The organism is Lautropia mirabilis, from assembly GCF_900637555.1.
In the GTDB taxonomy this organism is placed as follows: Bacteria; Pseudomonadota; Gammaproteobacteria; order Burkholderiales; family Burkholderiaceae_E; genus Lautropia; species Lautropia mirabilis.
The window spans coordinates 749942-772820 of sequence record NZ_LR134378.1 but is presented as its reverse complement, the minus strand read 5'-3'; the positions used below and the strand labels follow the sequence as shown (position 1 = coordinate 772820).

12 protein-coding genes and 1 pseudogene are annotated in these 22879 nt (G+C 62.5%); 9 read left to right on the top strand and 4 right to left on the bottom strand.

From position 1 onward, the window contains the following. Positions 1-18 precede the first annotated feature (18 nt). From EL249_RS03095 to EL249_RS03080, 4 genes are all read left to right on the top strand, one after another. Entirely contained in the window at positions 19-960 is a 942-nt protein-coding gene (locus EL249_RS03095; RefSeq protein ID WP_005674403.1) for a GntR family transcriptional regulator, read from the top strand. A gap of 242 nt (positions 961-1202) precedes the next feature. Then, the gene (locus EL249_RS03090) at positions 1203-3005 is read left to right on the top strand and encodes a putative bifunctional diguanylate cyclase/phosphodiesterase (RefSeq protein WP_005674405.1); all 1803 of its coding nucleotides are present in this window, start codon (positions 1203-1205) and stop codon (positions 3003-3005) included. Positions 3006-3260: 255 nt separating this feature from the next. Next, a complete protein-coding gene (locus EL249_RS03085) occupies positions 3261-3728 on the top strand; it encodes a universal stress protein (RefSeq protein WP_005674407.1) in 468 nt (155 codons plus the stop codon). Positions 3729-3891: 163 nt separating this feature from the next. After that, a complete protein-coding gene (locus EL249_RS03080) occupies positions 3892-4656 on the top strand; it encodes a phytanoyl-CoA dioxygenase family protein (protein WP_005674408.1) in 765 nt (254 codons plus the stop codon). Positions 4657-4834: 178 nt separating this feature from the next. Here EL249_RS03080 and EL249_RS03075 read toward each other — a convergent pair whose 3' ends face one another. From EL249_RS03075 to metC, 3 genes are all read right to left on the bottom strand, one after another. After that, positions 4835-6241: a UDP-glucose dehydrogenase family protein gene (locus EL249_RS03075; RefSeq protein ID WP_005674409.1), complete on the bottom strand. Its 1407-nt coding sequence runs from the start codon at positions 6239-6241 to the stop codon at positions 4835-4837. Next, on the bottom strand, positions 6238-7371 hold the full coding sequence (locus EL249_RS03070) for an NAD-dependent epimerase/dehydratase family protein (protein ID WP_005674410.1): 1134 nt from the start codon (positions 7369-7371) through the stop codon (positions 6238-6240). Before EL249_RS03070 ends, EL249_RS03075 begins: the two co-directional genes overlap by 4 nt. Positions 7372-7697: 326 nt before the next feature. Continuing rightward, complete coding sequence (gene metC / locus EL249_RS03065; RefSeq protein ID WP_197721600.1) at positions 7698-8891, bottom strand: cystathionine beta-lyase; 1194 nt, start codon at positions 8889-8891, stop codon at positions 7698-7700. Between the two features lie 1048 nt (positions 8892-9939). Between metC and EL249_RS03060 the strand changes: the two genes are divergently transcribed. Next, complete coding sequence (locus EL249_RS03060) at positions 9940-11814, top strand: phosphoenolpyruvate carboxykinase (GTP) (protein WP_005674412.1); 1875 nt, start codon at positions 9940-9942, stop codon at positions 11812-11814. Positions 11815-12075: 261 nt separating this feature from the next. Here EL249_RS03060 and pdxA read toward each other — a convergent pair whose 3' ends face one another. Next, entirely contained in the window at positions 12076-13104 is a 1029-nt protein-coding gene (pdxA, locus tag EL249_RS03055) for a 4-hydroxythreonine-4-phosphate dehydrogenase PdxA (protein WP_005674413.1), read from the bottom strand. 3570 nt (positions 13105-16674) lie between these two features. Here pdxA and rarD point away from each other — a divergent pair. The 4 genes and pseudogenes from rarD to EL249_RS03035 all read left to right on the top strand — a co-directional run. Continuing rightward, positions 16675-17586: an EamA family transporter RarD gene (rarD, locus tag EL249_RS03050; protein ID WP_005674415.1), complete on the top strand. Its 912-nt coding sequence runs from the start codon at positions 16675-16677 to the stop codon at positions 17584-17586. Between the two features lie 1405 nt (positions 17587-18991). Beyond that, positions 18992-21034: a tRNA uridine-5-carboxymethylaminomethyl(34) synthesis enzyme MnmG gene (gene mnmG, locus EL249_RS03045; RefSeq protein ID WP_005674416.1), complete on the top strand. Its 2043-nt coding sequence runs from the start codon at positions 18992-18994 to the stop codon at positions 21032-21034. Continuing rightward, positions 21031-22056 carry a 16S rRNA (guanine(527)-N(7))-methyltransferase RsmG gene (gene rsmG, locus EL249_RS03040; protein WP_005674417.1) on the top strand — a complete coding sequence of 342 codons (1026 nt, stop codon included), beginning with the start codon at positions 21031-21033 and terminating at the stop codon, positions 22054-22056. Before mnmG ends, rsmG begins: the two co-directional genes overlap by 4 nt. Beyond that, positions 22053-22808: pseudogene (locus EL249_RS03035) on the top strand (ParA family protein); the annotation flags it as partial. The gene rsmG and the pseudogene EL249_RS03035, both read left to right, overlap by 4 nt. Between the last annotated feature and the right edge of the window lie 71 nt (positions 22809-22879).

Sequence of the window (22879 nt, the reverse complement as noted above, 5' to 3'; positions counted from 1 at the left end):
AGCCCGCCTCCCCTATCCATGGACGCCAACTACAAGATCTCCCGCTCGTCCCTGCACGTTGAAGTCACCGATCGACTGCGCGAGATGATCTACGAACGCAGCCTGCCGCCCGGTGAGCGCATCGACGAACTGGGGCTGTCCGCCCGCCTGGGCACCTCCCGCACCCCGCTGCGCGAGGCCCTGAAGGTGCTGGCTCATGAAGGACTGGTCCGCCTGGTGCCGGGGCGGGGCGCCTTCGTCATCGAACTGAGTGCCAGCGAGGCTGAAAGCCTCTTCCCCGTGCTGGGCCTGCTGCAGAGCCGCTGTGCGGCCGAGGCCGTGCGCCGCCAGACCCCCGAGGACATCGCAGCGCTGGACACCCTGCTGGCCAGCCTGGAGAACGCCGTCACCGGCAATCGCTTGGCCGACTACTACCGTGCTGTGGACGGTTTCCACGAGCGCCTGCAGGCCATGGCGGCCAACCCCTGGCTCACTCGCTCCATCACCGACCTGGGCCGTTTCCTGCAGATGGTGCGCACCCTGATGCCGCTGCCCGAAAACCGACTGCGCCAGTCCATGGCCGAATACCGCACGCTGATGAAGGCCATCCACCGGGGAGACGCCGACGCCGCCGAGCAGATCGTCTACCTGCAGGCCATGGCCCAGCAGCGTGCCTGGCGCATGCTGCAGCAGCAGGCGCAGGAAACCGCCGCCGCGCAGGAAGCCGCTGCTCAGAGCGCGGACGCGGCAGCCTCGATGCCGGCCTCGTCAGCCGGCACGACTTCCAGCACTACCATCGCGGCGGAAGCGCCCAGCCCCTCCCAGCCCGCGGGCACTGCACACGCGAACCCACAAGGCAACGCATCGACGCCGGTCTACCAGGAAGCAAGCACCCACTCCGGTATATATGCAACCGGGGCACGCCCGGCCCAGCCCGCCGTGCAGCAGACCCGCAACGAGGTGGCCTCGCTGGACGCCTGACAGGGCGCTGAAAGTGCTGGGCTGAAGAAGGGACGGCCTCCGGTGGCACATGGCGCAGCGGCGCACGACAGGCAGGCGCTGTGCCCCTCCTCTTCCGAGCCACCGCTGCCTGGGCCGGGTGGAGCATGCCCGACATGCCTCACCCCTCACATCAAGGGGCGCACTCTGAAACTTATGTTCACAAATGCGGTAATCTCTGCCTGTCACACTGACACTTTCATACATCTTCAGCCCTTTTCCCGGTGAATTTCGAGGTCCCCCTCAGCATTGGCGGCAACGCAGCCAATCGCAGCGAAGACGCGCTGATCCAGAAGCAGAACACCGTCCTGCTGTTCGATGCGGATCCGGCCGTCGGCAAGCTTGTATCCGGGTTGCTGGAAGCCCATCGACTGGGCACGCTCTGCGTCATTCAGCATCCGCGTGAGGCCGAGGAGATCATCGAGAGTGAGCGCACACCTTCCTTGCTGCTCGTGCATCTGGACGGGCCCGAAGATCCCCGCCTGAACTGGCTGCGCGAGCAGCTCAAGAACGCCGCCTGGCAGCGTCTGTCCGTCATCCTGCTCACGGCGGGAGATCCCCGCCCCCTGTGGCGGGAGGCCCTGGCCCTGAACCTGACCGACGTGCTGGCCAAGCCCCTGGACGAGTCTGCCCTGCTGCTGAAGCTGCGCCAGTGCCTGGGGTTGAGGATCTATCGGGACCGCCTGCTGCGTCAGGACCTGCTGACCGGCCTGACCAATCACACCGGCTTCATGCGCCGGCTGGAATCCGTGCTGCGTTCCACGCCCCGCGCCTGCACGCTCATGCTGCTGGACCTGGACCGCTTCCGGCAACTCAACGACGGTCTGGGCCATGCCATTGGCGATGCCTTCCTGAAAGCCGTCAGCCAGCGGCTGGACGATCTGGTCAGCCGCCACACCGGCCCCGAGCGTCGCCGCCGCCTTCGCACCACCAGCCCCTGGCTGGCGCGTACCGGCGCCGACCGCTTCATGGCCCTGCTGCCCGGCCGCCCCGGTGACCCCGAGCACACGGCCTGCATGGACGAGCTGCAACGGATCATGGGCCTGCCGCTGCACATCGAGGGCAAGGAACTCTTCATCTCGGCCAGCGTGGGCATGGCCGTGTTCCCCGACCACGCCACCGACCACACCCAGCTCACCCGCCATGCCGAACAGGCCATGGCCCTGGCCAAGCGGCGCGGCGGCCATCGCATCGAGTATTTCGACCCCACCCAGAAACAGGCCCGCCTGGACGCACTGACGCTGGAGAACCACCTGCGCCACGCCATCCGTCACCAGGAGCTGCGCCTCTTCTATCAGCCCAAGATCTGCAGCCGCACCCTTCAGATCACCGGTGTCGAAGCGCTCATCCGCTGGCATCACCGCGAACTCGGCCTCATCCTGCCCGAACACTTCGTGCCCATCGCCGAGCGCAGCGGGCTCATCGCAGACATTGGCGCCTGGGCCCTGAACGAAGCCTGCCGTCAGGCCCGCGCCTGGCTGGACGAGGGGCTCCCTCCCCTCAAGATGGCCGTCAACGTCTCGGCCGCCCAGACCCAGCGCGGCAACCTGGTCGACACCGTGCGCCAGGCCCTGCATGACAGCGGCCTGCCTCCCGAGCAGCTCATCCTGGAACTGACCGAGACCCTGCTCATCGAAAGCGGCGACCAGGCCCGCTGCCTCATCACCCAGCTCAAGCAACTGGGCCTGAAGCTGTCGCTGGACGACTTCGGCACCGGCTACTCGTCCCTCACCTACCTGCACACCCTGCCGTTCGACGAGATCAAGATCGACCGCAGCTTCATTCAGGGGCTGCCCCAGCAGGCCGTCTCCCGTGCCATCGTCAACGCCATCCTGGCGCTGGCCCAGGGACTCCGGCTCGAAGCCGTCGCCGAGGGCATCGAACGTCCCGACGAGTTTGCCTGCATCCAGCAGAACCTGCCCGACTGCACCCTGCAGGGCAACCTGTTCTGCCCGCCCCTCAGCGCCGCCGACCTGCGCGCCCGCCTGCACGCCAATACCCGCTTCCAGCCCGCCCTGCCGGCCTGAACATTCCGGCCTGAAATCTCGCCGCCTGAACGCTGACGCCCTCTCTTGGCCTTGGCCGGACACGACTCTGAGCGCCCACGACACCTCCCCAGGCGCCCGGATTTATATCGCTCCGATTTAACCTGACGCAACAGGTTGCACTTCTTGCGGGGTCAAGCGCCCCCCTCTGTCGCGTTCTGGTCTATCCTTGAAACAGGATCCCACTGGGCCGGGCAGCCCGTGCCTTGGCCTGCCTCTCGAAAGGAGACCTGTCTCATGTACAACCGCGTTCTCATCGCCACGGATGGTTCCCCGCTGTCCGAACGGGCCGTCGATACTGGCATCAACCTGGCCACTTCCCTGAAGGCCTCCGTGATCGTCGCCACCGTCGGTGCCCCGTATGCACCGCCTCTCTACGCCGGCGACCTGGTGCCCAACAACTACCTCACCGCCAACGAGCACGACGAGAAAGTGCGCGCCAGCGGCCAGGAGATTCTCGACAAGGCATGCGCCAAGGCCAAGGCGGCCGGGCTGCAGTATGAGACCGGCTTCGAAATCGCCGATGAGCCCGCAGACGGCATCATCAAGATCGCCCACGACAAGAAAGCCGACGTGATCGTCGTTGCCTCGCACGGTCGCGGCGGCCTCAGCGCCCTGCTGCTGGGCAGTGCCACCCGCCGCCTCATCAGCAACGCCAAGATCGACCTGCTGGTCGTGCGCAATCCGGAAGAAGACGCGGCCTGATCCCGTGCTCCCGGCCGTGGCCTGTTCAGGGCCATGAGCCGATCACTTCCGACAGCCCACTGGCTTGCCAGTGGGCTGTTTTACCTTTGGCCGCTCAAGGCGCCTCTTCAGGGAACGGCTCCCCCCTTGCGGCCGCCCTATTGAATCGCGAAGATCCCACTCCATGGAAGCTCCCAACACATTGGACGCTGCTAGGCGTCAGTTCCAGGGTGACGACTACGCAGTCATTCCCGATGTCTGGACAAAGGCCGAAGTGCAACAGGCGATTGATGCTCTGGATGCACTCGTCGATGACATCCGGACCCATCCCCTGCGATGGCAGGAACACGTCGTATGGCAATCGGATGTGCCGGAAAGACAGCTGACGGGGATTCCACAGGCGCTCCGAGCCGCTGCAGCGACGCAACCCTACATCATTGGCGACCTGGCCTCACACAGCGTCGTCTTGCGTCGGATGATCCTTGATGAGCGTTGCCGTCGCATGGCCGAGGCTCTCCTGGACACTGAAAGCGTCTGCCACTTCAGCAATGCCACCATTCGTGCTGCCAACGGTGGCTGCGCGTGCAACTGGCATCGGGACTGGCCCAACAGCTACTGCACCACACATACCGGTCGCCAGCTTCGCATTCTCATCTGCCTGGACGGCATGCACGCAGAACAAGGCGCCACCCGCATCATCCGCGGCAGCCAGCATTGGAACGAGCAGCAGTTCAACACCTGGAAGCAGGAGGAGCATCCATGGGATGAAACAGGCCATGCCGTCACCTGCTCACCCGGCAGTGTCGTCGTGCTGGGATCCCGTATTGTCCATGGTGCCGGCAACAACCTTTCAGCCGTTCCCCGACGCAACCTCATCGCCCAATGGGGCGCTCAGAAAGACCTCATCTGCGCACAGGTCTTTGAGAGCGTGCTGGGCCTGACAGACTGATCTGCCCATCCCACAATAAAGAAAGCGGCAGGCATCCACAGACACCTGCCGCCCGATCGAAGGCCGGCCGATCAACACTTCATCCGCAGACGAAGTGCCGTGGCTGAAAACCCGGACAGACCACCTGGCCTTCAGGACATCCCGAAGCAGCATTCGAGACTGCTTCGGAACGTTACCGTCAGTGAGTACTCACCGACAGGCCGATGCCGCTGTATGCCGGCAGCGCGTCGCGCGCGATGTAGCGACGGCCATCGATCAGCGGAACCGCAGTGCGACCCGCCTTCTGCTGCAGCTCCGGCACGGCCTTGTAGTCGGGCCAGCTCGTCACCAGCAGCACGGCCTCGGCCTGCGCCAGGGCATCATCCAGCTTGGGCTGGAACTGATAGGCACTTTCCGGGACACCGAAGTCGGCCAGCGCCTTCTTGCCGGTCTGAACCGCGATCGGATCGTGAGCGGTCACTTTCGCGCCTTCCTTCACCAGCGCAGCGATGATCGGCAGCGCCGGCGATTCGCGCACGTCGTCGGTACCCGGCTTGAAGGCCACGCCCAGCACGGTCACGCGCTTGCCCTTCAGGTCGTTGCCCACCTGCTCCTTCAACAGGCGCAGCATCTGCTCGGGCTGCGTCTTGTTGGTCGAGAGCACCGCGTCCAGCATCGGCGTGTCCACGCCACGGTGCTGAGCATGCGCCGTGATGGCCTTCACATCCTTCGGGAAGCAGCTGCCGCCAAAGCCGCAGCCTGCCCACAGGAAGGAGGTGGCACCCGCCGTCTTCAGCTTGCCTTCGCCGTCGCGGTAGATCAGGTGCTTCATCAGGTGCAGGCCCTTGAACACCTCGGCCGCATCCAGTTCACCGATGCCGTCGCAGATCCGCGCGATCTCGTTCGAGAACGAGATCATCGTGGCCATGAAGGCATTGGAGGTGTACTTGATCATCTCGGCCGTGCGCGGCGTGGTCTGGATGATCGGCGTGTTCCGGAACATCGCGTACATCTCGGCCAGCTGCGCCGTGCTGCGGGCATCGATGCCCCCCACCACGATACGGTCCGGTTCCTGGAAGTCCTTCACGGCCACACCTTCGGCCAGGAACTCGGGGTTCATGCCCAGCCCGAAGTCCTTGCCGGCCACCAGACCCGAGGCTTCCTCGATGGCCTTGCGCACCACCGTGTCGGTCGTGCCCGGCACCACCGTGCTCTTGACCGTCACCACGCAGTAATGCGGCTGCTTGCCGGCGGCTTTTGCGGCCGCGGCCTGATCCTTCAGCACCTTGCCGATCTCGCGCGAGACCTGCAGCACGTAGCTCAGGTCGATGGTCTTGCCATCGAAGGGCGTACCCACGCAGATCAGCGCGACATCGGCGCCATCCATCGCGTCGGCCAGCGAAGTGGTCGCTCGCAGACGTGTACCGACGTTGGCCTTCAGCAGTGCTTCCAGACCGTCCTCATGGATCGGCGGCTCACCCCGATTGATGCGCTCGACCTTGGCTGCATCCACGTCGACGCAGGCCACCTCGTGCCCGACCGAAGCCAGGCACGTTCCCGACACCAGACCGACGTAGCCGGTTCCCACCACACACAGTTTCATCATGCAGCCTCTGCATCACGATTGAAGTAATACCAGTTGAGGATGCGGCGCAGACCCGTGTCCACATCCACTTCCGGCGCATAGCCCAGCTCGGTGCGTGCCTTGGTGATGATCGGGCAGCGCCGGTTGGGGTTGTCCTTCAGGTAGACCTCACCCTCGCTGGACAGCTTGTGAATGACCTTGCCTTCGTAGCCCCACAGTTCCTTCGCCAGCTTCTGCACCCGCTCGGCCAGCTCGCGCATGGTGATCTCGGGCGTCTCGATGCCGATGTTGTAGGGCTCGCCCCGGCGGCCGTTGACCAGCACGCGCAGGTAGCCCGACAGGGCGTCGGTGATGTAGCAGAAGGTGCGGGTCGGCGAACCGTCGGACAGCATCACGATGTCGCGGCCGGCCAGCACGTCGCGGGCGAAGTCGGGCAGCACGCGGCCGTCGGTGATCTTCAGGCCCGGGCCATAGTTGTTGAACGGCCGTGCCTGCGAAACAGGCACGCCCTTGTTCTGGGCATACAGCACGCACAGCGTCTCGCCCACCCGCTTGGACTCGTCATAGCAGGCACGCGGGCCGGTGCACGACACCAGGCCGCGATAGGTCTCGGGCGTGGGAATGGCATCGGGCGTCGGGTCGCCGTAGATCTCGCTGGTGGAGAAGAACAGGAAGCCCTTCATCGAGCCCGGTTCCTTCTGGTTGCGCTCGGCGGCGTAGTCCAGCATCAGGCGCAGGCCATTGACGTTGGCGTCGATGGTCTCCAGCGGATACTTGCGGTAGTACATCGGCGAGGCGATGGAGGCCGCGTGGATGATGAAGTTGGCCGGCTCCAGATCGGTCGGGATCGGGTGCGTCACGTCATGCTTGCGCAGCTTGATCTCTTCCGACTTCGCGCCTTCCAGCCAGGCCGGCACGCCACGCACATAGTTGTCCAGCACCGTCAGGCGGATCTTCTTGCCGGGCGCCGCCGTCTTGTTCCAGTGGCCCATCGACAGCACCAGGTAGTAGCCCAGGAAGCCCGCGCCCCCCGTCAGCCACACATGGTTGCCAGCCAGCGCCTCGAACTGCGGACGGGCCTTGCGGATCAGGTCGTCCAGATCCTGGTTGATCAATTGGTCAATGGGAAGCAGACCAGAAGGCGTTGTCATCGAGTTTACCCCGTAAGTAAGCACTGACTCGTTTCGTGATTGGCCGATCCGGGCGCCCCTGCGGGAGAAGCGCTGACCAGCCCAGTTCCTGGACCGGTCCCGCCGCTGTCGCCGTCGACGGCCCGCAGGCCAGCCGGACGCACCGGGATCGTTCCGAGGATTATCGTCAATTTATCCGGCGGTCGCGTGTAAATAGTTGGCATGGGAGCAGGTGCGTCCCGACGAAAAAACAACAGGCCGGGGATGAGCGGCAAGTACCTGCCTTCATCCCCGGCCTTCCCGATGCCCCACGACACGTCACGGGACGTGCCCGCTGTGTTCGGGCCTCAGGCCGCGTTGGCCGCCCGCATGGCCTTCAGGCCCTCTTCCAGGTCAGCAATCAGCGCTTCGGCCGGTTCCAGTCCGCAGTGGATGCGGATCAGCTGCCCCCCTTTCCAGGGCTGGACGCTGCGGCAGCCATCCAGGTGCGCGGGCATGATCAGGCTCTCGAAGCCGCCCCACGAGAAGCCCAGCGCGAAATGGCGCCGTCCATTGCACAGTGCCATGATCGCGGCCGGGGACATGGGCTTCTTCAGCTCGAAAGCAAAGAGCCCGTTGCTGCCCAGGAAGTCGCGCTTGAAGAGCGCATGCTGCGGATGGCTCTCCAGCCCGGGGTGCAGCACCCGAACCACATCCGGCTGCGTCTCCAGCCAACGGGCCACCGCCAGTGCCGTCTGCTCGTGCATGCGCAGCCGTGCATCGACCGTGCGGATGCCCCGCAGGACCAGCCAGGCATCATCACCGCCCACGCAGATGCCCAGCTGCCGCACCGTCGTCCACAGCTGCTGCCACAGCGGCTCGCGCACCACCACGGCGCCCATCAGCACGTCCGCATGGCCACACCAGTACTTGGTCAGCGCCGGGATGGAGATGTCCACGCCCCAGTCGAATGGCCGCGCCAGCCGCGGCGAGGCATAGGTATTGTCGATGGCGGTCAGGATCCCGCGCTGGCGTGCCCAGGCGCAGATGGCCGGCACATCCTGGATCTCGAAGGTGTAGCTGCCCGGGCTTTCCAGATAGATCATCCGGGTGTGAGCGCTTGCCAACTTCTCCAGATCTGCCGGTGTGGCCAGCGGGTTGAAGTAGATGGTGCGCACCCCGAACTTGGCCAGCAGCGTATCGGCAAAGGTGCGTGCCGGCCCGTAGACCGAATCGCTCATCAGGATCTCGTCACCGGGCGAAGTGAACGCCCACATCACGGTAGAGATCGCTGCCAGGCCGGAAGGCATCAGGGCAGCCCGCACGGCATGGGGCGCTCCCTCCAGCTCGGCCACGGCATCCATCAGCGCGTAGGTAGTCTCGGTGCCGGCGGTGGCGTAAGTGGAATGGTGCAGCTCGCCCCGGTCCGTGCGCCGACCAGCCTCGATGGCTGCCTGCACCGATTCGAAGATCACGCTGGATGCCCGGACCACGGGCGGGTTGACCACCTTGATGGGCCGGCTGATGCCACGGCCTGCCTGGATCGGCTCACAGCCTTGCACCCTCGGGTGCTCCCCCGGCAAGGCCGATGCCTGATGTTCTTCCGTACCCTGTCTGGAACCAGCGGCCCCGGCAGATTGCTTGTCCGTCACGACGAAACTCCCTTTGCACAGATGCACCATCGCGCCTTTGCGGCCAGATGGCAATCAAAAAAGTAAGCGCACACTCTTCGTGTGTTCGAGACATTCGAGACACCTGGGCGCCCTCCCCTGCCCCGGGCAGGCGTGGTTCAAACCGATGCCCGGGGGACGGAAAGCGTCGATGGAAGTCGGGCCGCGTGAAGCCTGCCAGGGCGTCAGAATCCCCTCGATGCGCAGGGGTCCATTCTGTCAGAAATGTTTCCGCCGGCTCCTTCCAGCCCCTGGATTAACAATACCCTGGATTCCACATGATGGAGCCCTGTGCCGCCATCCGGATTCCGTGCTTCGCACGCCACTGTTTTCGTGCCGCCAGCCCCCCATACCCGTCCACGGCAGTCGACTTCAGGAAAGCACCAGACAGGCTCACGAAACCCGTTCAGGCAAACTGGTCGTCATCGCCCAGGCTCGCCCTCCATCGCACACAGCGGCCCGCCAGAACTCCCTCTTCCGTTTCCACCCCATGCCGACATACGGGCGTTACCGCCATAGTAGGCACTCGCTCACGAACGGCAGGTCGTGTCAGCCCCCCTCCCCTGCCCCGCCATGCCCCCTACCACTACGCAGTGGGTACGCCCCTTTTCCTGTCGTCTGCCGGAACGTTTACCTGCTTTCACCGTTGGGACCGTTGGCGAAAAAGCCGCAAAAGGCATAGGATCACAAGTGAGAAAAAACGTGTCTTCCTGCGCGCGCTATGCACTTGGCCTGCCGAGTTCATAGCACGCTCTGGAGACATCCGTGAACGGTCTGCGGTCAGTCAGATTCCGGTGCCTGCCCGGTGCTCCAAGGCGCCGGCAAGTGTCCCCTTCTTCGGGGGCACGGCCCCGGATGATGGCAGCTGCCAGGAGACCGACCGCCGTTCACCGCGAACCCGCTTCTGGTGTTTTTTCAACTTCACAACAAGGAAAATTCCATGACGAAGACATCAACGGCAGTCGATATCGGCAATGTCCCGCCTGAAGTGCGGCATACCGGCGTCGTCGATTGGGTTCGACAGATCGTCGAGCTGACCGAGCCCGCCCAGGTGGTCTGGGTCGATGGCAGCCAGGAAGAGTTCGACAAGCTGTGCAGCGAGATGGTCGATCGCGGCACACTCATCAAGCTCAACCCCGCCAAGCGCCCCGGCTCGTTCCTCGCCCGCTCCGACCCGTCCGACGTGGCCCGGGTCGAAGACCGCACCTTCATCTGCAGCGAGAAGGAAATCGACGCCGGCCCCACCAACAACTGGGTTGAACCGGCCAAGATGCGCGCCACGCTCAAGCAGCTCTTCAAGGGCTGCATGCAGGGCCGCACCATGTATGTCGTGCCCTTCTCCATGGGCCCGCTGGGTGGCGAGATCTCGCAGATCGGCATCGAGCTGACCGATTCGCCCTACGTGGTTGCCAACATGCGCATCATGACCCGCATGGGCAAGCCCGTGTGGGACGTGCTGGGTACTGACGGTGCCTTCGTGCCTGCCGTTCACAGCGTCGGCATGCCGCTGCTTGAGGGCGTCCAGGAAGTTCCCTGGCCCTGCAACGCCGAGAAGTACATCGTCCACTTCCCGGAAACCCGCGAGATCTGGTCCTACGGTTCCGGCTACGGCGGCAACGCCCTGCTGGGCAAGAAGTGCCTGGCGCTGCGCATCGCCTCGTCGATGGGTCATGCCGCAGCACGCGACGGCCAACCCGGCTGGCTGGCCGAGCACATGCTCATCCTGGGCGTCACCTCGCCCGAAGGCAAGAAGTACCACGTGGCAGCCGCCTTCCCGTCGGCCTGCGGCAAGACCAACTTCGCCATGCTGATCCCGCCCAAGGGCTTCGAGGGCTGGAAAGTCACCACGGTGGGCGATGACATTGCCTGGATCAAGCCCGACGCCAACGGCCGCCTGCTGGCCATCAACCCCGAAGCCGGCTACTTCGGCGTGGCCCCGGGTACCAACGCCAAGAGCAACCCCAACTGCATGGCAGCACTGGACAAGAACGTGCTGTTCACCAACGTCGCCCTGACGGACGACGGTGACGTGTGGTGGGAAGGCCTGAGCGAGCCGCCGGCACACCTGATCGACTGGCAGGGCAACGACTGGACCCCGGCCGACGGCAAGAACGGCCGCAAGGCAGCCCACGCCAACTCGCGCTTCACCGTGCCCGCCACCAACAACCCGGCTGTCGATCCCGCTTGGGATGATCCTGCCGGCGTGCCGCTGGATGCCTTCATCTTCGGCGGCCGCCGCTCCGACACCATCCCGCTGGTCACCCAGGTCCGCAGCTGGGCCGAAGGCGTCTACCTGGCCGCCACCATGGGCTCGCAGACCACCGCAGCCGCCGGCGGCAAACAGGGTGTGGTGCGCCGCGATCCGTTCGCCATGCTGCCCTTCTGTGGCTACAACATGGGCGACTACTTCCAGCACTGGCTCAACCTGGGCGAGTGGCTGAAGGCCAAGGGCGCCAAGGTCCTGCCGATCTTCAACGTCAACTGGTTCCGGACCGACGACCAGGGCCACTTCATCTGGCCCGGCTTCGGCAACAACATGCGCGTGCTGAAGTGGATGCTGGACCGCATCGAAGGCAAGGCCCAGGACGGCACCGAGCACGTCCTTGGCACGTCGCCGAAGTACACGGACCTGCGTTGGGAAGGTCTGGACTTCAGCGAAGCCGACTTCGAGAAGGTCATCGCCATCAAGCCCGAAGAAGTCCGTGCCGAGTTCAAGCACCACGACGAACTCTTCGAGCGCCTGGGCGAGCGCCTGCCCGCCACCCTGCGTGAAACGCGCAAGGCACTGGAAGAGCGGCTGGACAAGAAAGCCTGAAGTCAGCGGCCACTATCTCCCTGAAGGCCTGAAAACCTGAGGGGAGATGAAGAAAACGCCCGAGCGAGTCGATGACCCCTTCGGGCGTTTTTCTTTTCGGGGGATCCGATCGATTGGCACTCCGGGAACCCGCTCGCGGGCGGCAAGCCAGGCTTCAGACCTGGCTGAGCGTCAGACTTGGCCGGGCATCAGACTTGCTTTGGGGGTACAACCTCGGCCCTCTTTCACGCCCTTTCCCGCTTTCCCGCTTTCCCCCCTCGATCAGTTCCGTGCCTCGGACTTTCCCGACAGGCGCTCGGCCATCCGCATGGCCGCCAGCAGGCTGTTCGGCTGCGCAATGCCCTTGCCGGCGATGTCGAAGGCCGTACCGTGGTCCGGACTCGTTCGCACGAAAGGCAACCCCACCGTCAGGTTCACCCCCTCATCCACCCCCAGGTACTTCACCGGGATCAACCCCTGGTCGTGGTACATGGCAATCACCACATCGAACTCGGCAAAGCCCCTTGCCCGCATGAACACCGTGTCCGGCGGCCAGGGACCACTCGCATCAATCCCCAGCGCGCGGACCTCCTGCACCGCAGGACCGATCACGCGAATCTCCTCGTCCCCCAGTAGCCCGTCCTCGCCCGCATGCGGGTTGATGCCCGCCACGGCGATTCGGGGCGCCTGAATGCCCGTCATGTGCAGGAACGCATCCGTCAGTCGGATCGTCTCCACGATGCCCGCCGTCGACAGACTGCTGACCGCCTCCCTCAGCGGCACATGGATGCTCACCAGCACCGTGCGCAGCTCCTCGTTGGCCAGCATCATCCGCACCGGCACATTTCCCCCGACCTCCGCCAGAATCTCCGTATGCCCCGGATACACGTGGCCCGCCAGGTTCATTGCGGCCTTGCTGAGCGGCGCCGTCACCACGGCCCGCACCTTGCCCGCCATCGCATCCTGCGCCGCCCGGTACACCGCCTGGAAGGCTGCCTCACCGCCCGCTGCCGAAACCTGCCCCACCGGAAGGTCCTCGGGCACCTTGGTAACCGGGACCACCTCCAGAAAGCCCGTATTCAGCCCCAGGCGCCTCGCAACAGCCTCCATCCACCCAGGACAGCCATAAACGACAAAAGGGCCTTCCAGGCCCATTTCCGGGGCTCTGGCAAGGGCTCGCAGAATGATCTCCGGACCAATACCTGCCGGATCCCCCATCGTGATGGCAATCGGCTTCCGAATCTGCCCATGGGGCCCTTCCTGGCTCAGCGTCTGATCCGTTCTCTGGGCATCCACAGAAGTTCTCATCATCAAGGCACCTCGCGTGTCGTGTTGACGGCATCTCTCGCCAGACGGGCCCGGGGCCCGTTGCCCGGCATCCGCCCAATCTGACGGGCAACCATGATAGCCCCATCGAGTACATAAAATATAAAGTGTGTGTTCACTTACTTATGTGCGTGAGTTCCGTTTCTGAAACTTGCCAGTTTGCAGAAAGCCTTTGGATCTTTGGGTCTTTGGTAATTACGGCGTTATCTGAACAGGACGACCGTTCGTCCTGGAGCGCCATGCGTGCTCTTCTTCTCCGTCAAGGATGCTGTCGGCGTCCTGCTGCAGACTCCAGCTTGCTTCCATCTGTCGCAATGCCTTTGATGCACGTTCGCTCATGCAAGGGCTCTCATGTCAGCGGATGATCTTCGAATCAGCAGATTCCCGGCTCTGGCTCATGGACGACCTGGATTCATCGATCCGCCTGAATCATGGATTCGTAGCCGGGCACTTCCTTCACCCCGGGTTGCTCGCTACCGATCATGAAATGAGGGCATCCTCATCAACGTCATCTTCTGGGATGGGCTTGGAGACCAGAGCGGGCTGCCGCGTATGTGGTGTCCTCCCTATCGGTTGGACGCCTGACCAGTCCAAGCACTGCTCGAATCAGAACTGCAGGATGTTGAGCACTAGCGTCTTTCACGTGCGGCGGGCCCGCATCGGAGGGGCGTGTGGCCGACCGTCATTACGTCCGGCGAGCAGATCCCGGCATCATGATTCATGGTCGCTCAGATTCGGGAGCTAGCCTATGGGGTTTGTTTTGGATGCAAGAATTCCAGCTTCCTCCGTGAGGCGGCTGAGCGGCTGAGCGGCTGAGCGGCTGAGCGGCTGAGCCACTGAGCCACTGAGCCACTGAGCGACCGAGCAGCCGAGCAGCCGAGCAGCCGAGCAGCCGAGCGAGCGAGCAGCTGAGCTTTGACCACCTGACTTCCCTTGGCAGGCCGCAGCGTACTGCATCAGCCTTGCCACACGACAAGTCGCTTCCTTGCCTAGTGGCGCTATCTACTTGTTCGCATGAATGCCGCTTTTCAGGGTTCTTTCTCACGGCGTCATGACGCGCATCTCGTGTCGCTCATCCGCCCGGTGACCATCCCTTATCGCCTGGACACAAACAGGTTCTTAGCCGCAGGCGTCAGCAGTCAGACTCTCCTGGCTGCCAAGATCCTCTGTAAGGGCCTCCCTGGACTTTGGCCCCGCAGCTTGGCTGGCGTATTGCTTCCTGAGGCTGACCGAGTATCAAGCCCCTCCCGGCGAGATGATGTGAGCGCCGCTGCACTCTATGTGAGTCCTTGCCCCCCTGACTCGGTGCATGGAACTCAGCATCCAACGCGTATAGGCTGCAGGGATGATTTGGCGTGTTGTTTCACGTGAAACAAGCATCGCTCTGTACGGCCATGATGACAACCAAGCGCCACCTGGAACTCTTGCCGCTCGACAAGGATATGCCAACTCGGTGGAAGAGCAACGCGATATCAAACGCGGTCACCGGGCAAACGAAGGCAAATCAGCGGCACAGGTTCAACCAACCGCGTAGGCCCCGGCAGGCCTACGCAACATCGCACTCAGCCTCGGAAGAATTCGCTATCAGATGGCGCAAACATGTTCGCTCCTACACGATCCACCAGGCTCACGATCCGCTCCCTCCAAGGCATGATCCTCTCATCCCCGGTTCATGTGACATCCAATTTTTGGATTCAACTCATGAACGAAGGAAGATGACAGGAAGACAACGTACATGCCTTTCCTGAAGGATCGGATGCCCGCAACCCGGTATCCGTTGTTAATGCATGTAATCGAGCCTTCCGGAAATACCGCCTGATCCGGCATACATACGCGAGCATCCACCATAGTCCTGCACTCGAGCAGCTCGCCAATACGTATCTGTCGGACCAATCAGGCACTTGCTACCACCTTCTGGAGTCCCGTCGTCCTGAACGATATAGCGCATTGCCATTCATGCAGAGTGCGCGAAGCCCGTGTCCGGTGCCCATTCGATGAACGTAAAGGACAAAACCGTTCCCGGCACCGCCCGACAGCAACCATGGACCATCACTAGCACCCCGTTATAGGCACCAATTCGGGGAATAGCGCACTGCTGGACATGACTCCACGGTCATCCCCGAAGGTCCTCATAGCTCAAACACCCAACCCGTTATCTGCCCCGAATGAACAGTACACCCCACCCTTTCGCCAGTCCTTCGGTGAAGTACAGGCTCGCCTCTTCAGAAAGACGGCTACCAGATCAGCATCAACCTTGTCACGCGCCCCTATTAAGGGCCACCCGCACCGGAGCGATTCAGAAGCGACCGTAGAACACTCTCCTATCAACCACCAACCATTAGCCAACCATTAGCCAACCATTAGCTAACCACTAGCCAACTACCAACCAACTACCAACCGGCTCCGAGCCAAGTCCAATGGCGGCATCAGCTCTAATCGGCCCCGTTCAGGTGCGTGCAAGTACAGTAGGTGGTTATCTATCTTTAAATAGGCACTAGCCAACGAATCCGAAAGTCCTGATCCAGCAAAAGGCACTCCATGGGCCAAGTAGACTAGGTCTGCCCAGGTACACTGGATCAAGCAAGTACTTGAATGGCAGGCGATTCAGAGTTCCAGCGGGTCGCTAACGAGGCAAACACTACCAAGATCAGACGGCACTCCACTCAACGGCGCGTTCGATGTCTTTCAGCTTGGGCACTCCATGCCCTAACCATGCCCCAGGAATCGAAAGATCCAATTGAACGGCCACATAGCAGGCAGCTACTCCACAAACACACTCCAGTGCCGGTGCTCAGACCCCCATCTACCCTGTTTCACGTGAAACACCAGTTCCACCTCGTCATCGTGGAACATCTGAGACCTTGAACAGCGGCGAATGTTCTCATCTCTACCTCTAATCCCCGTATGACGACTACGAACACGAACAACCTCGCGTTTCGCGCCGGAGACCACTCGGTACTTCTACATACAGCGCATGATGCCAGGCCAAACCTCAACCAGGGCAAGGATATCCATGGTGTCTCGCAAAGCGCGTGAGTTGATTCCCGCTTCTTCCATGCCACGTACTCCGTCCGCAAGGAGGCGGGTATCGTCAAGGGGAGTTAGGGCTTCCGCCGTCACCACCAGCGCGGGCAAACTGGTGTGCCAACCGGATGGCCATATACCCCGTTCAAGCATTGGACGCCGTGACCCATCCGGCCCTTTGTTCCACGTGAAACACGCATCACCACAGGCGGAGGCAACCAGACTCAAAGGCGGCCTCAGCCAATGGGCAATCACGTTGGCGTATCGGGCGCCTGCGTTCGGCGTTCCGCATGAAACATGAGTAGCTCTAGATCAACCGCTCTCTGTTCCACGTGAAACAGTCCCAAACCGGCGCTACTTGTTGATGTTCCACGTGAAACAGCCTATTTTTGTCAGTATTTCGCCCTGTTCCACGTGAAACATCAGGCACATTACACCGTTCTATCCTTATGCCGGAACACTCCTTGGAGAGGCATATACTAAGTGGCCTACCGTGAAACCCTCATCGTTAACTCGGCTAATTAGATAGATATGTCGTTGGAACAGCTTTCTTCTGCGCAGAAAGGCACACTATCTGCCATTGCCTGCTACCTCATCTGGGGCATATTCCCCCTCTACTGGGCACCGCTGAAGGGGCTCATGCCAGCCGATCAACTCCTGGCACAACGAATTGTCTGGTCAGCGTTGTTCTCGGCGCTCCTTATCATCGGCACTGGAAAGCTGAAGAACCTGTACGCGGTATTTGGCAATCCTCGCCTTCTGTTCATGCTCGCAGGTTCAGCAGCATCCATATCCATCAACTGGTTGGTCTACCTGTGGGCAGTCACCAACGGGCACGTCCTGGACGCGAGCCTGGGATACTTCATTAACCCGCTATTCAACGTATTGTTGGGACGCATATTCTTCAGCGAACGTCTGAACAAGCCTCAGATGGTTGCAGTTGCCCTGGTTCTGGTTGGCATTCTGTGGCTGGCCATTCCCGCGGGCTCCATTCCATGGGTCGCGCTACTGCTGACATTGAGCTTTGGCGTCTACGGACTCATCAGGAAGCTTGCTCCTTTGGATGCATTGACCGGGATGGCCATGGAGACTCTCCTGATGTTGCCTCTGGCAGCTATCTACCTGGTTTATCAGGGACATCTGAATAAACTCGTCTCTCTGGGAGATCTATCGACCCTTCCCTTGATGGTGATGATTGGTTCCGGCGCGGCGACAACCATTCCTTTGCTCTTCTTTGCGGCAGCTGCCCGTCGCATCAGTCTCAGCAATCTTGGAATGATCCAATACATGTCTCCCACCATGCAGTTCCTGCTGGGACTGCTGGTGTTCCATGAAAGCTTCCAGCTCTCACGCTTCATAGGATATGTCTGGGTCTGGGCGGGCGTCGCACTCTACCTGTTCGGGATATTCACCGCACAACGAGCTGCACGAGCAGCAAAGTAAATGGCCCTTCATGCGTGGGCGGCAAGGTGACAGGCTCAAAGGATACGTGAAACGTGTCGCCCTGGCACCCTACCCGTCTCTGACGCAACTCCCGGACAACCCTCTTTGCGTAATTCATGGGGGCTTGAGTAGCTTGGCATACACAGGCTGATTCTTCCAACATCTCGTCCCATGGATTGCAGTGAGTAATACAGGCAGGCATTTAAGCCTATTTCTCGTCAAAGCTCTTCGCTATTACGCATTTTGTGGGGACCAGAACATCTTCCATGGTCAGCGCGTGGAATCGAGCCCAACGCTGAAGCGTCGTAGCTCCCGCAGGCGACCCGATGACCACTTAAGCCAACATGGCAAGCTTAGGGATTAAGCACGCCTATTGGCAAGGGTTGAGCGAACACCGACTCAGCATACTTAACATGCAGCGGCGCGCTGCAGGTCTTACCATTCGGGTGCGGAGGTATCTGACCTCCCGCTCTTTTCCCCAATAGCCTGGGTTATACCGCCTTCTACTTGGTGCTCCTAGCCTTCCCATACCCACTATTACCCACTATATCCCGACTGGGACATATACATGACGCGCGCACAGATTTCCTCGTTGGCCACCACTAGTCCTTTCGTAGTCAAGGTCGACGTCTTGAAACGTGCTCCTGGAACCACCTCACGCGTGTTCCCGGCGTGTTATGTCAGCCAGAACGCTTTGACACTGACTGAGCGGTCCTCAGCACTCCACTCCATCAAAGCCCGGTTCTGAACGTCGCTCCAGCACTTCCCTCGTCAGCGCCCCCTCATCATAAGTCGACGTTACTGAACGAACAGATTCAGTTCGTCTACCCTGTACTTCGTTAGTCACGAGCCAAGCACAGCCCAGTCAATCATATGGCGTCAGACATGACTTTCCCTCATCGGTATCAAGCCCTCATTCCACCAGCCTGCTATGAGTCGCTGCTGGCGAGCACACTTTCCACCCGCCATTCTCACGGTCCAGCGGCTGCATCCTGCGTCACAGTCGTGCTAATGCATGGCAGCTTACGGTCGTGGCACCACGGCAGCCTCTGTGCCCCACCTCTTTTGACCGGTAAACCCGCAGCCGGCCGCGCGCAAGGTCATCAAGGTTCGCACGAAGAGCCTCCAGCCCCAGCCGTCCGCCGCAACCCATCATGCTCTTCCTCCCTGAGAGCCCTCTCCGACGATGTCCGCGGCTTCACAGAGCGGACCATCTCCTGCCCGGTGGGCTGAGCGCATGTTTGCCTGCGTTGAGCTCCACCCTGCAGCTCAACACAGCGATTAGCCGTCCAGTCCCTGCAATTTCCGTGCCCGAACCCCGTGAAACCGAAAAAGAATCGCTGTTTCACGTGAAACAACGCACGAAACCGGGCACAAAATGAGGGCGCGCGATCTATAATGGCGCATGAGCACTCACCCTGAAATCTTCGACGTCATCGTCGTTGGCGGGGGCCACGCTGGAACGGAAGCCAGCCTGGTCGCGGCGCGCACTGGCGCAAAAACGTTGCTTTTAAGCCACAATCTTGACACCTTGGGTCAGATGTCCTGCAACCCGTCCATTGGTGGGATCGGCAAGGGGCATCTCGTCAAGGAAGTCGATGCGCTGGGCGGCGTCATGGCCGTTGCCACCGATCACGCCGGTATCCAGTTCCGGATTCTCAATGCCAGCAAGGGCCCCGCGGTTCGAGCCACGCGCGCCCAGGCAGACCGCGTCCTGTATCGCCAGGCTATCCGCCAGGCACTGGAGAACCAACCCAATATGACCCTCTTCCAGCAGGCGGTGGATGACCTGCTGCTGGAAGGTGATCGCGTGGTGGGTGTCATCACGCAGCTTGGCATCCAGTTCAGAGCCAAGGCCGTCGTGCTGACCGCAGGTACCTTCCTGAATGGCAAGGTGCATGTCGGGCTGGATAATTACGAGGCCGGGCGTGCAGCCGATCCTTCGGCCAAGACGCTGGCAGCCCGCTTGCGTGAGCTGGCCCTGCCCCAGGGGCGTCTCAAGACCGGCACGCCTCCTCGTATCGACGGCAAGACCATCGATTACAGCCGGCTGGGCATCCAGCCGGGTGATCTGGATCCGGTGCCCGTATTCTCGTTCATCGGATGCGCCGACCAGCACCCGCGGCAGCTGCCGTGCTGGATCACGCACACCAACGCGCGCACGCACGAGATCATCCGCCAGGCGCTGGATCGTTCGCCGCTCTTCACCGGCGTCATCGAAGGCGTGGGGCCCCGCTATTGCCCCTCCATCGAGGACAAGATCCACCGTTTCGCGGACAAGGATTCACACCAGATCTACCTGGAGCCCGAAGGGCTCCAGACACACGAGATCTACCCCAACGGCATCTCCACCAGCCTGCCTTTCGACACACAGCTGGCCGTCGTGCACTCCATGGTCGGTCTGGAGAAGGCGCACATCCTGCGCCCCGGCTACGCCATCGAGTACGACTACTTCGATCCTCGCGGACTGAAGCCCGGCCTGGAAACCCGGCAGATTCAGGGTCTGTTCTTCGCAGGCCAGATCAACGGCACGACCGGTTACGAGGAAGCCGCCGCGCAGGGCCTGCTGGCTGGCCTGAATGCTGCGCGCCAGGTTCAGGGCAAGGAGCCCTGGGTGCCCCGCCGCGATCAGGCCTACATGGGCGTCATGCTGGACGACCTGCTCACCCAGGGCGTGCAGGAACCCTACCGGATGTTCACCAGCCGGGCCGAGTATCGCCTGAGCCTGCGCGAGGACAATGCCGATCTGCGACTGACCGAGCTGGGACGGCAGATGGGCTGCGTGGACGATGTTCGTTGGCAAGCGTTCACTTCCAAGCAGGAGGCTATTGAACGCGAGATTGCCCACATGCGTGCCACACTCGCCAATCCTCAGGTTCTGGCACGCCTGCAGACGCCCCAAGGCACGACACAGGCTGCAGAGGAGGCCCAAGGCGCCTCGCCATCAGCGCCACAAGCACCTGCTGCTCCCCAAGGCCAGAATGGCACAAGTAAACACTCACTTCATGATCTTCTGAAGCGCCCGGATGTCTCGCTGGCCCAGCTGGCAAGCCTGATGCCGGAGGAGTTTGCCGAGGTTCAGGCAGATCCCCGCGTGGCCGAACAGGTCGAGATCCAGATCAAGTACCAAGGCTACATCGATCGGCAGAAGCTCGAAGTGCAGCGCATGGCCCAGCAGGAAGCCACGCCGATTCCGGCCGATCTGGACTACACGCAGATCTCCGGCCTCTCGAACGAGGTGCGGCAGAAGCTCATCGCCCAACGGCCGCAGACCATCGGGCAGGCAGGACGCATACCCGGCATGACCCCGGCAGCGGTATCCCTGCTGCTGGTGCATCTGAAGAAGCGCCGGAAGGTCGCGAGCGCCACGGAGCAGCGCACGCCAACCCAGCCTGAAGCGTCTACCTCTGACGCAGCCGCTTCCCAGCCCCAGGGAGACTCGGCATGAAGCGCCGCGCCCCCGCCCAGCGTTCGGACACCACCTGGGCAGACGCTGACACGCAGCGCCTGCAGGAGGGCCTGCAGCGCCTGTCCGTGACGCTGGACGAGACCGCCTTTGCCAAGGTGGTGCAATGGGCCAGGCTGCTGAAGCAGTGGAACCGCACCTTCAACCTGCTGGGCAACAGCGACAGCGCCCACCTCATCGACGAGCATCTGCTGGACAGCCTGGCCATCGTGCCGGTGCTGGAGCGCTACCTGCCGCGGCCGGAAGAGGCGCTCGTGGACGTGGGCACCGGGGCCGGCTTTCCCGGCATCCTGTTGGCCATCGTCCAGCCACAGCGGCCCATCTATCTGGTGGAGCCGGTGGGCAAGAAGGTCGCCTTCCTTCGTCAGTCAGTGCTCACACTCGGCTTGAAGAACGCCACCGTGCTGGCGGGCAAGATCGAGGATCTGGAAAGCCTGCTGCGAGCAGACCCGCTCCCTCGAAAGGGCAGGGATGGGGCCGTCTCGACGCCGGCTGATTCCGGCGCAGACCCCTCAGCCGAGGAACCTGCCTCCCGTACCATGCCGCGCCCGGCCGAGGAGGCCGTGGATCACCCCGCACTGCGCAGCCTGATCAGCCCGCCACACTTCATCTGCCGCGCCTTCACCGCACTGGGGCGTTTCGCCGCACTGTGCGAGCCCTACATGAGCAGGGACTCACTTCTCTTTGCCATGAAGTCGCTGCGACTGTCCGAGGAACAGCAGGCGCTTCCGGAAAGCATCATGTTGCAAGCCGTGGAGCCGCTGCCGACGATCAACCTGAGCGTGCAGCGCAACCTGGCCATCCTGAGCCTGGCCGGAAACACGCCTGCGCCAGACGCTGCACAACCGGCAGCCGCTAAGCCTCCCAGCCCTCCAGGCTCCGGTACCGCGGCGAGCGCGCTGACGCGGACCACGTCACCGACAGCCAGCCATTCGCCTGCAACCGGCACCCCCTCCTCTTCCCTGCCCCCATCCGCACAACCCAACCGACGGAGACCCCAGTGACGCTCATTCTGACCATTGCGAACCAGAAAGGCGGGGTCGGCAAGACGACGACCTCAGTGAACCTGGCTGCCGCCCTCTCCCAGCTGGGCAAACGGACCCTGCTGGTCGACCTGGACCCCCAGGGCAACGCCACCATGGGCAGCGGCATCGACAAGCGCCGCCTGTCCCTGTCCGTCTATGACGTGCTGATCGGGGAAGCGACCGTGACCGAGGCCCGTCAGCGCTCGGACGCCGGCGGCTACTACCTGCTGCCCGCCAACCGCGAGCTGGCGGGCGCTGAAGTGGAGCTGGTCGAGCTGGACCGGCGCGAGCGCCGCCTTCGGGACGCGCTGGATCAAGTGAGCGCTGACTACGATTACATCCTGATCGACTCGCCGCCGTCGCTGTCGCTACTGACCCTGAACGGCCTGTGCGCTGCCCAGGGCGTGATCATCCCGATGCAGTGCGAGTACTACGCGCTGGAGGGTCTGAGCGACCTGGTGGGAACCATCCGGAAAGTGCACGCCAACTTCAATCCGGAGATCAAGATCATGGGCATCCTGCGCGTGATGTACGACAGCCGGATCACGCTGGCGCAGCAGGTCTCGGCCCAGCTGGAAGAGCACTTCAAGGAGAAGGTGTTCAAGGCGGTCATCCCGCGCAACATCCGTCTGGCCGAAGCCCCCAGCCATGGCCTGCCGGGCGTTCGTTTCGACCCGGGTTCGCGCGGCGCGCTGGGCTATCTGGACTTTGCCTCCGAGCTGATCGAACGCACCCCCGCCTATGTGGCCCAGATGAAGTCTGCTGCGCAGGCGCGCGCCGGACAGCAGGCAGCCCCCCAGGC

Bases quoted from the DNA above. Each gene is read 5' to 3' on its own strand.
- EL249_RS03060 (WP_005674412.1), top strand. From the start codon at position 9,940: ATGACGAAGACATCAACGGCAGTCGATATCGGCAATGTCCCGCCTGAA.
- rarD (WP_005674415.1), top strand. From the start codon at position 16,675: ATGTCGTTGGAACAGCTTTCTTCTGCGCAGAAAGGCACACTATCTGCC.
- EL249_RS03075 (WP_005674409.1), bottom strand. From the start codon at position 6,241: ATGATGAAACTGTGTGTGGTGGGAACCGGCTACGTCGGTCTGGTGTCG.
- rsmG (WP_005674417.1), top strand. From the start codon at position 21,031: ATGAAGCGCCGCGCCCCCGCCCAGCGTTCGGACACCACCTGGGCAGAC.
- EL249_RS03080 (WP_005674408.1), top strand. From the start codon at position 3,892: ATGGAAGCTCCCAACACATTGGACGCTGCTAGGCGTCAGTTCCAGGGT.
- pdxA (WP_005674413.1), bottom strand. From the start codon at position 13,104: ATGATGAGAACTTCTGTGGATGCCCAGAGAACGGATCAGACGCTGAGC.
- EL249_RS03095 (WP_005674403.1), top strand. From the start codon at position 19: ATGGACGCCAACTACAAGATCTCCCGCTCGTCCCTGCACGTTGAAGTC.
- mnmG (WP_005674416.1), top strand. From the start codon at position 18,992: ATGAGCACTCACCCTGAAATCTTCGACGTCATCGTCGTTGGCGGGGGC.
- EL249_RS03070 (WP_005674410.1), bottom strand. From the start codon at position 7,371: ATGACAACGCCTTCTGGTCTGCTTCCCATTGACCAATTGATCAACCAG.
- EL249_RS03085 (WP_005674407.1), top strand. From the start codon at position 3,261: ATGTACAACCGCGTTCTCATCGCCACGGATGGTTCCCCGCTGTCCGAA.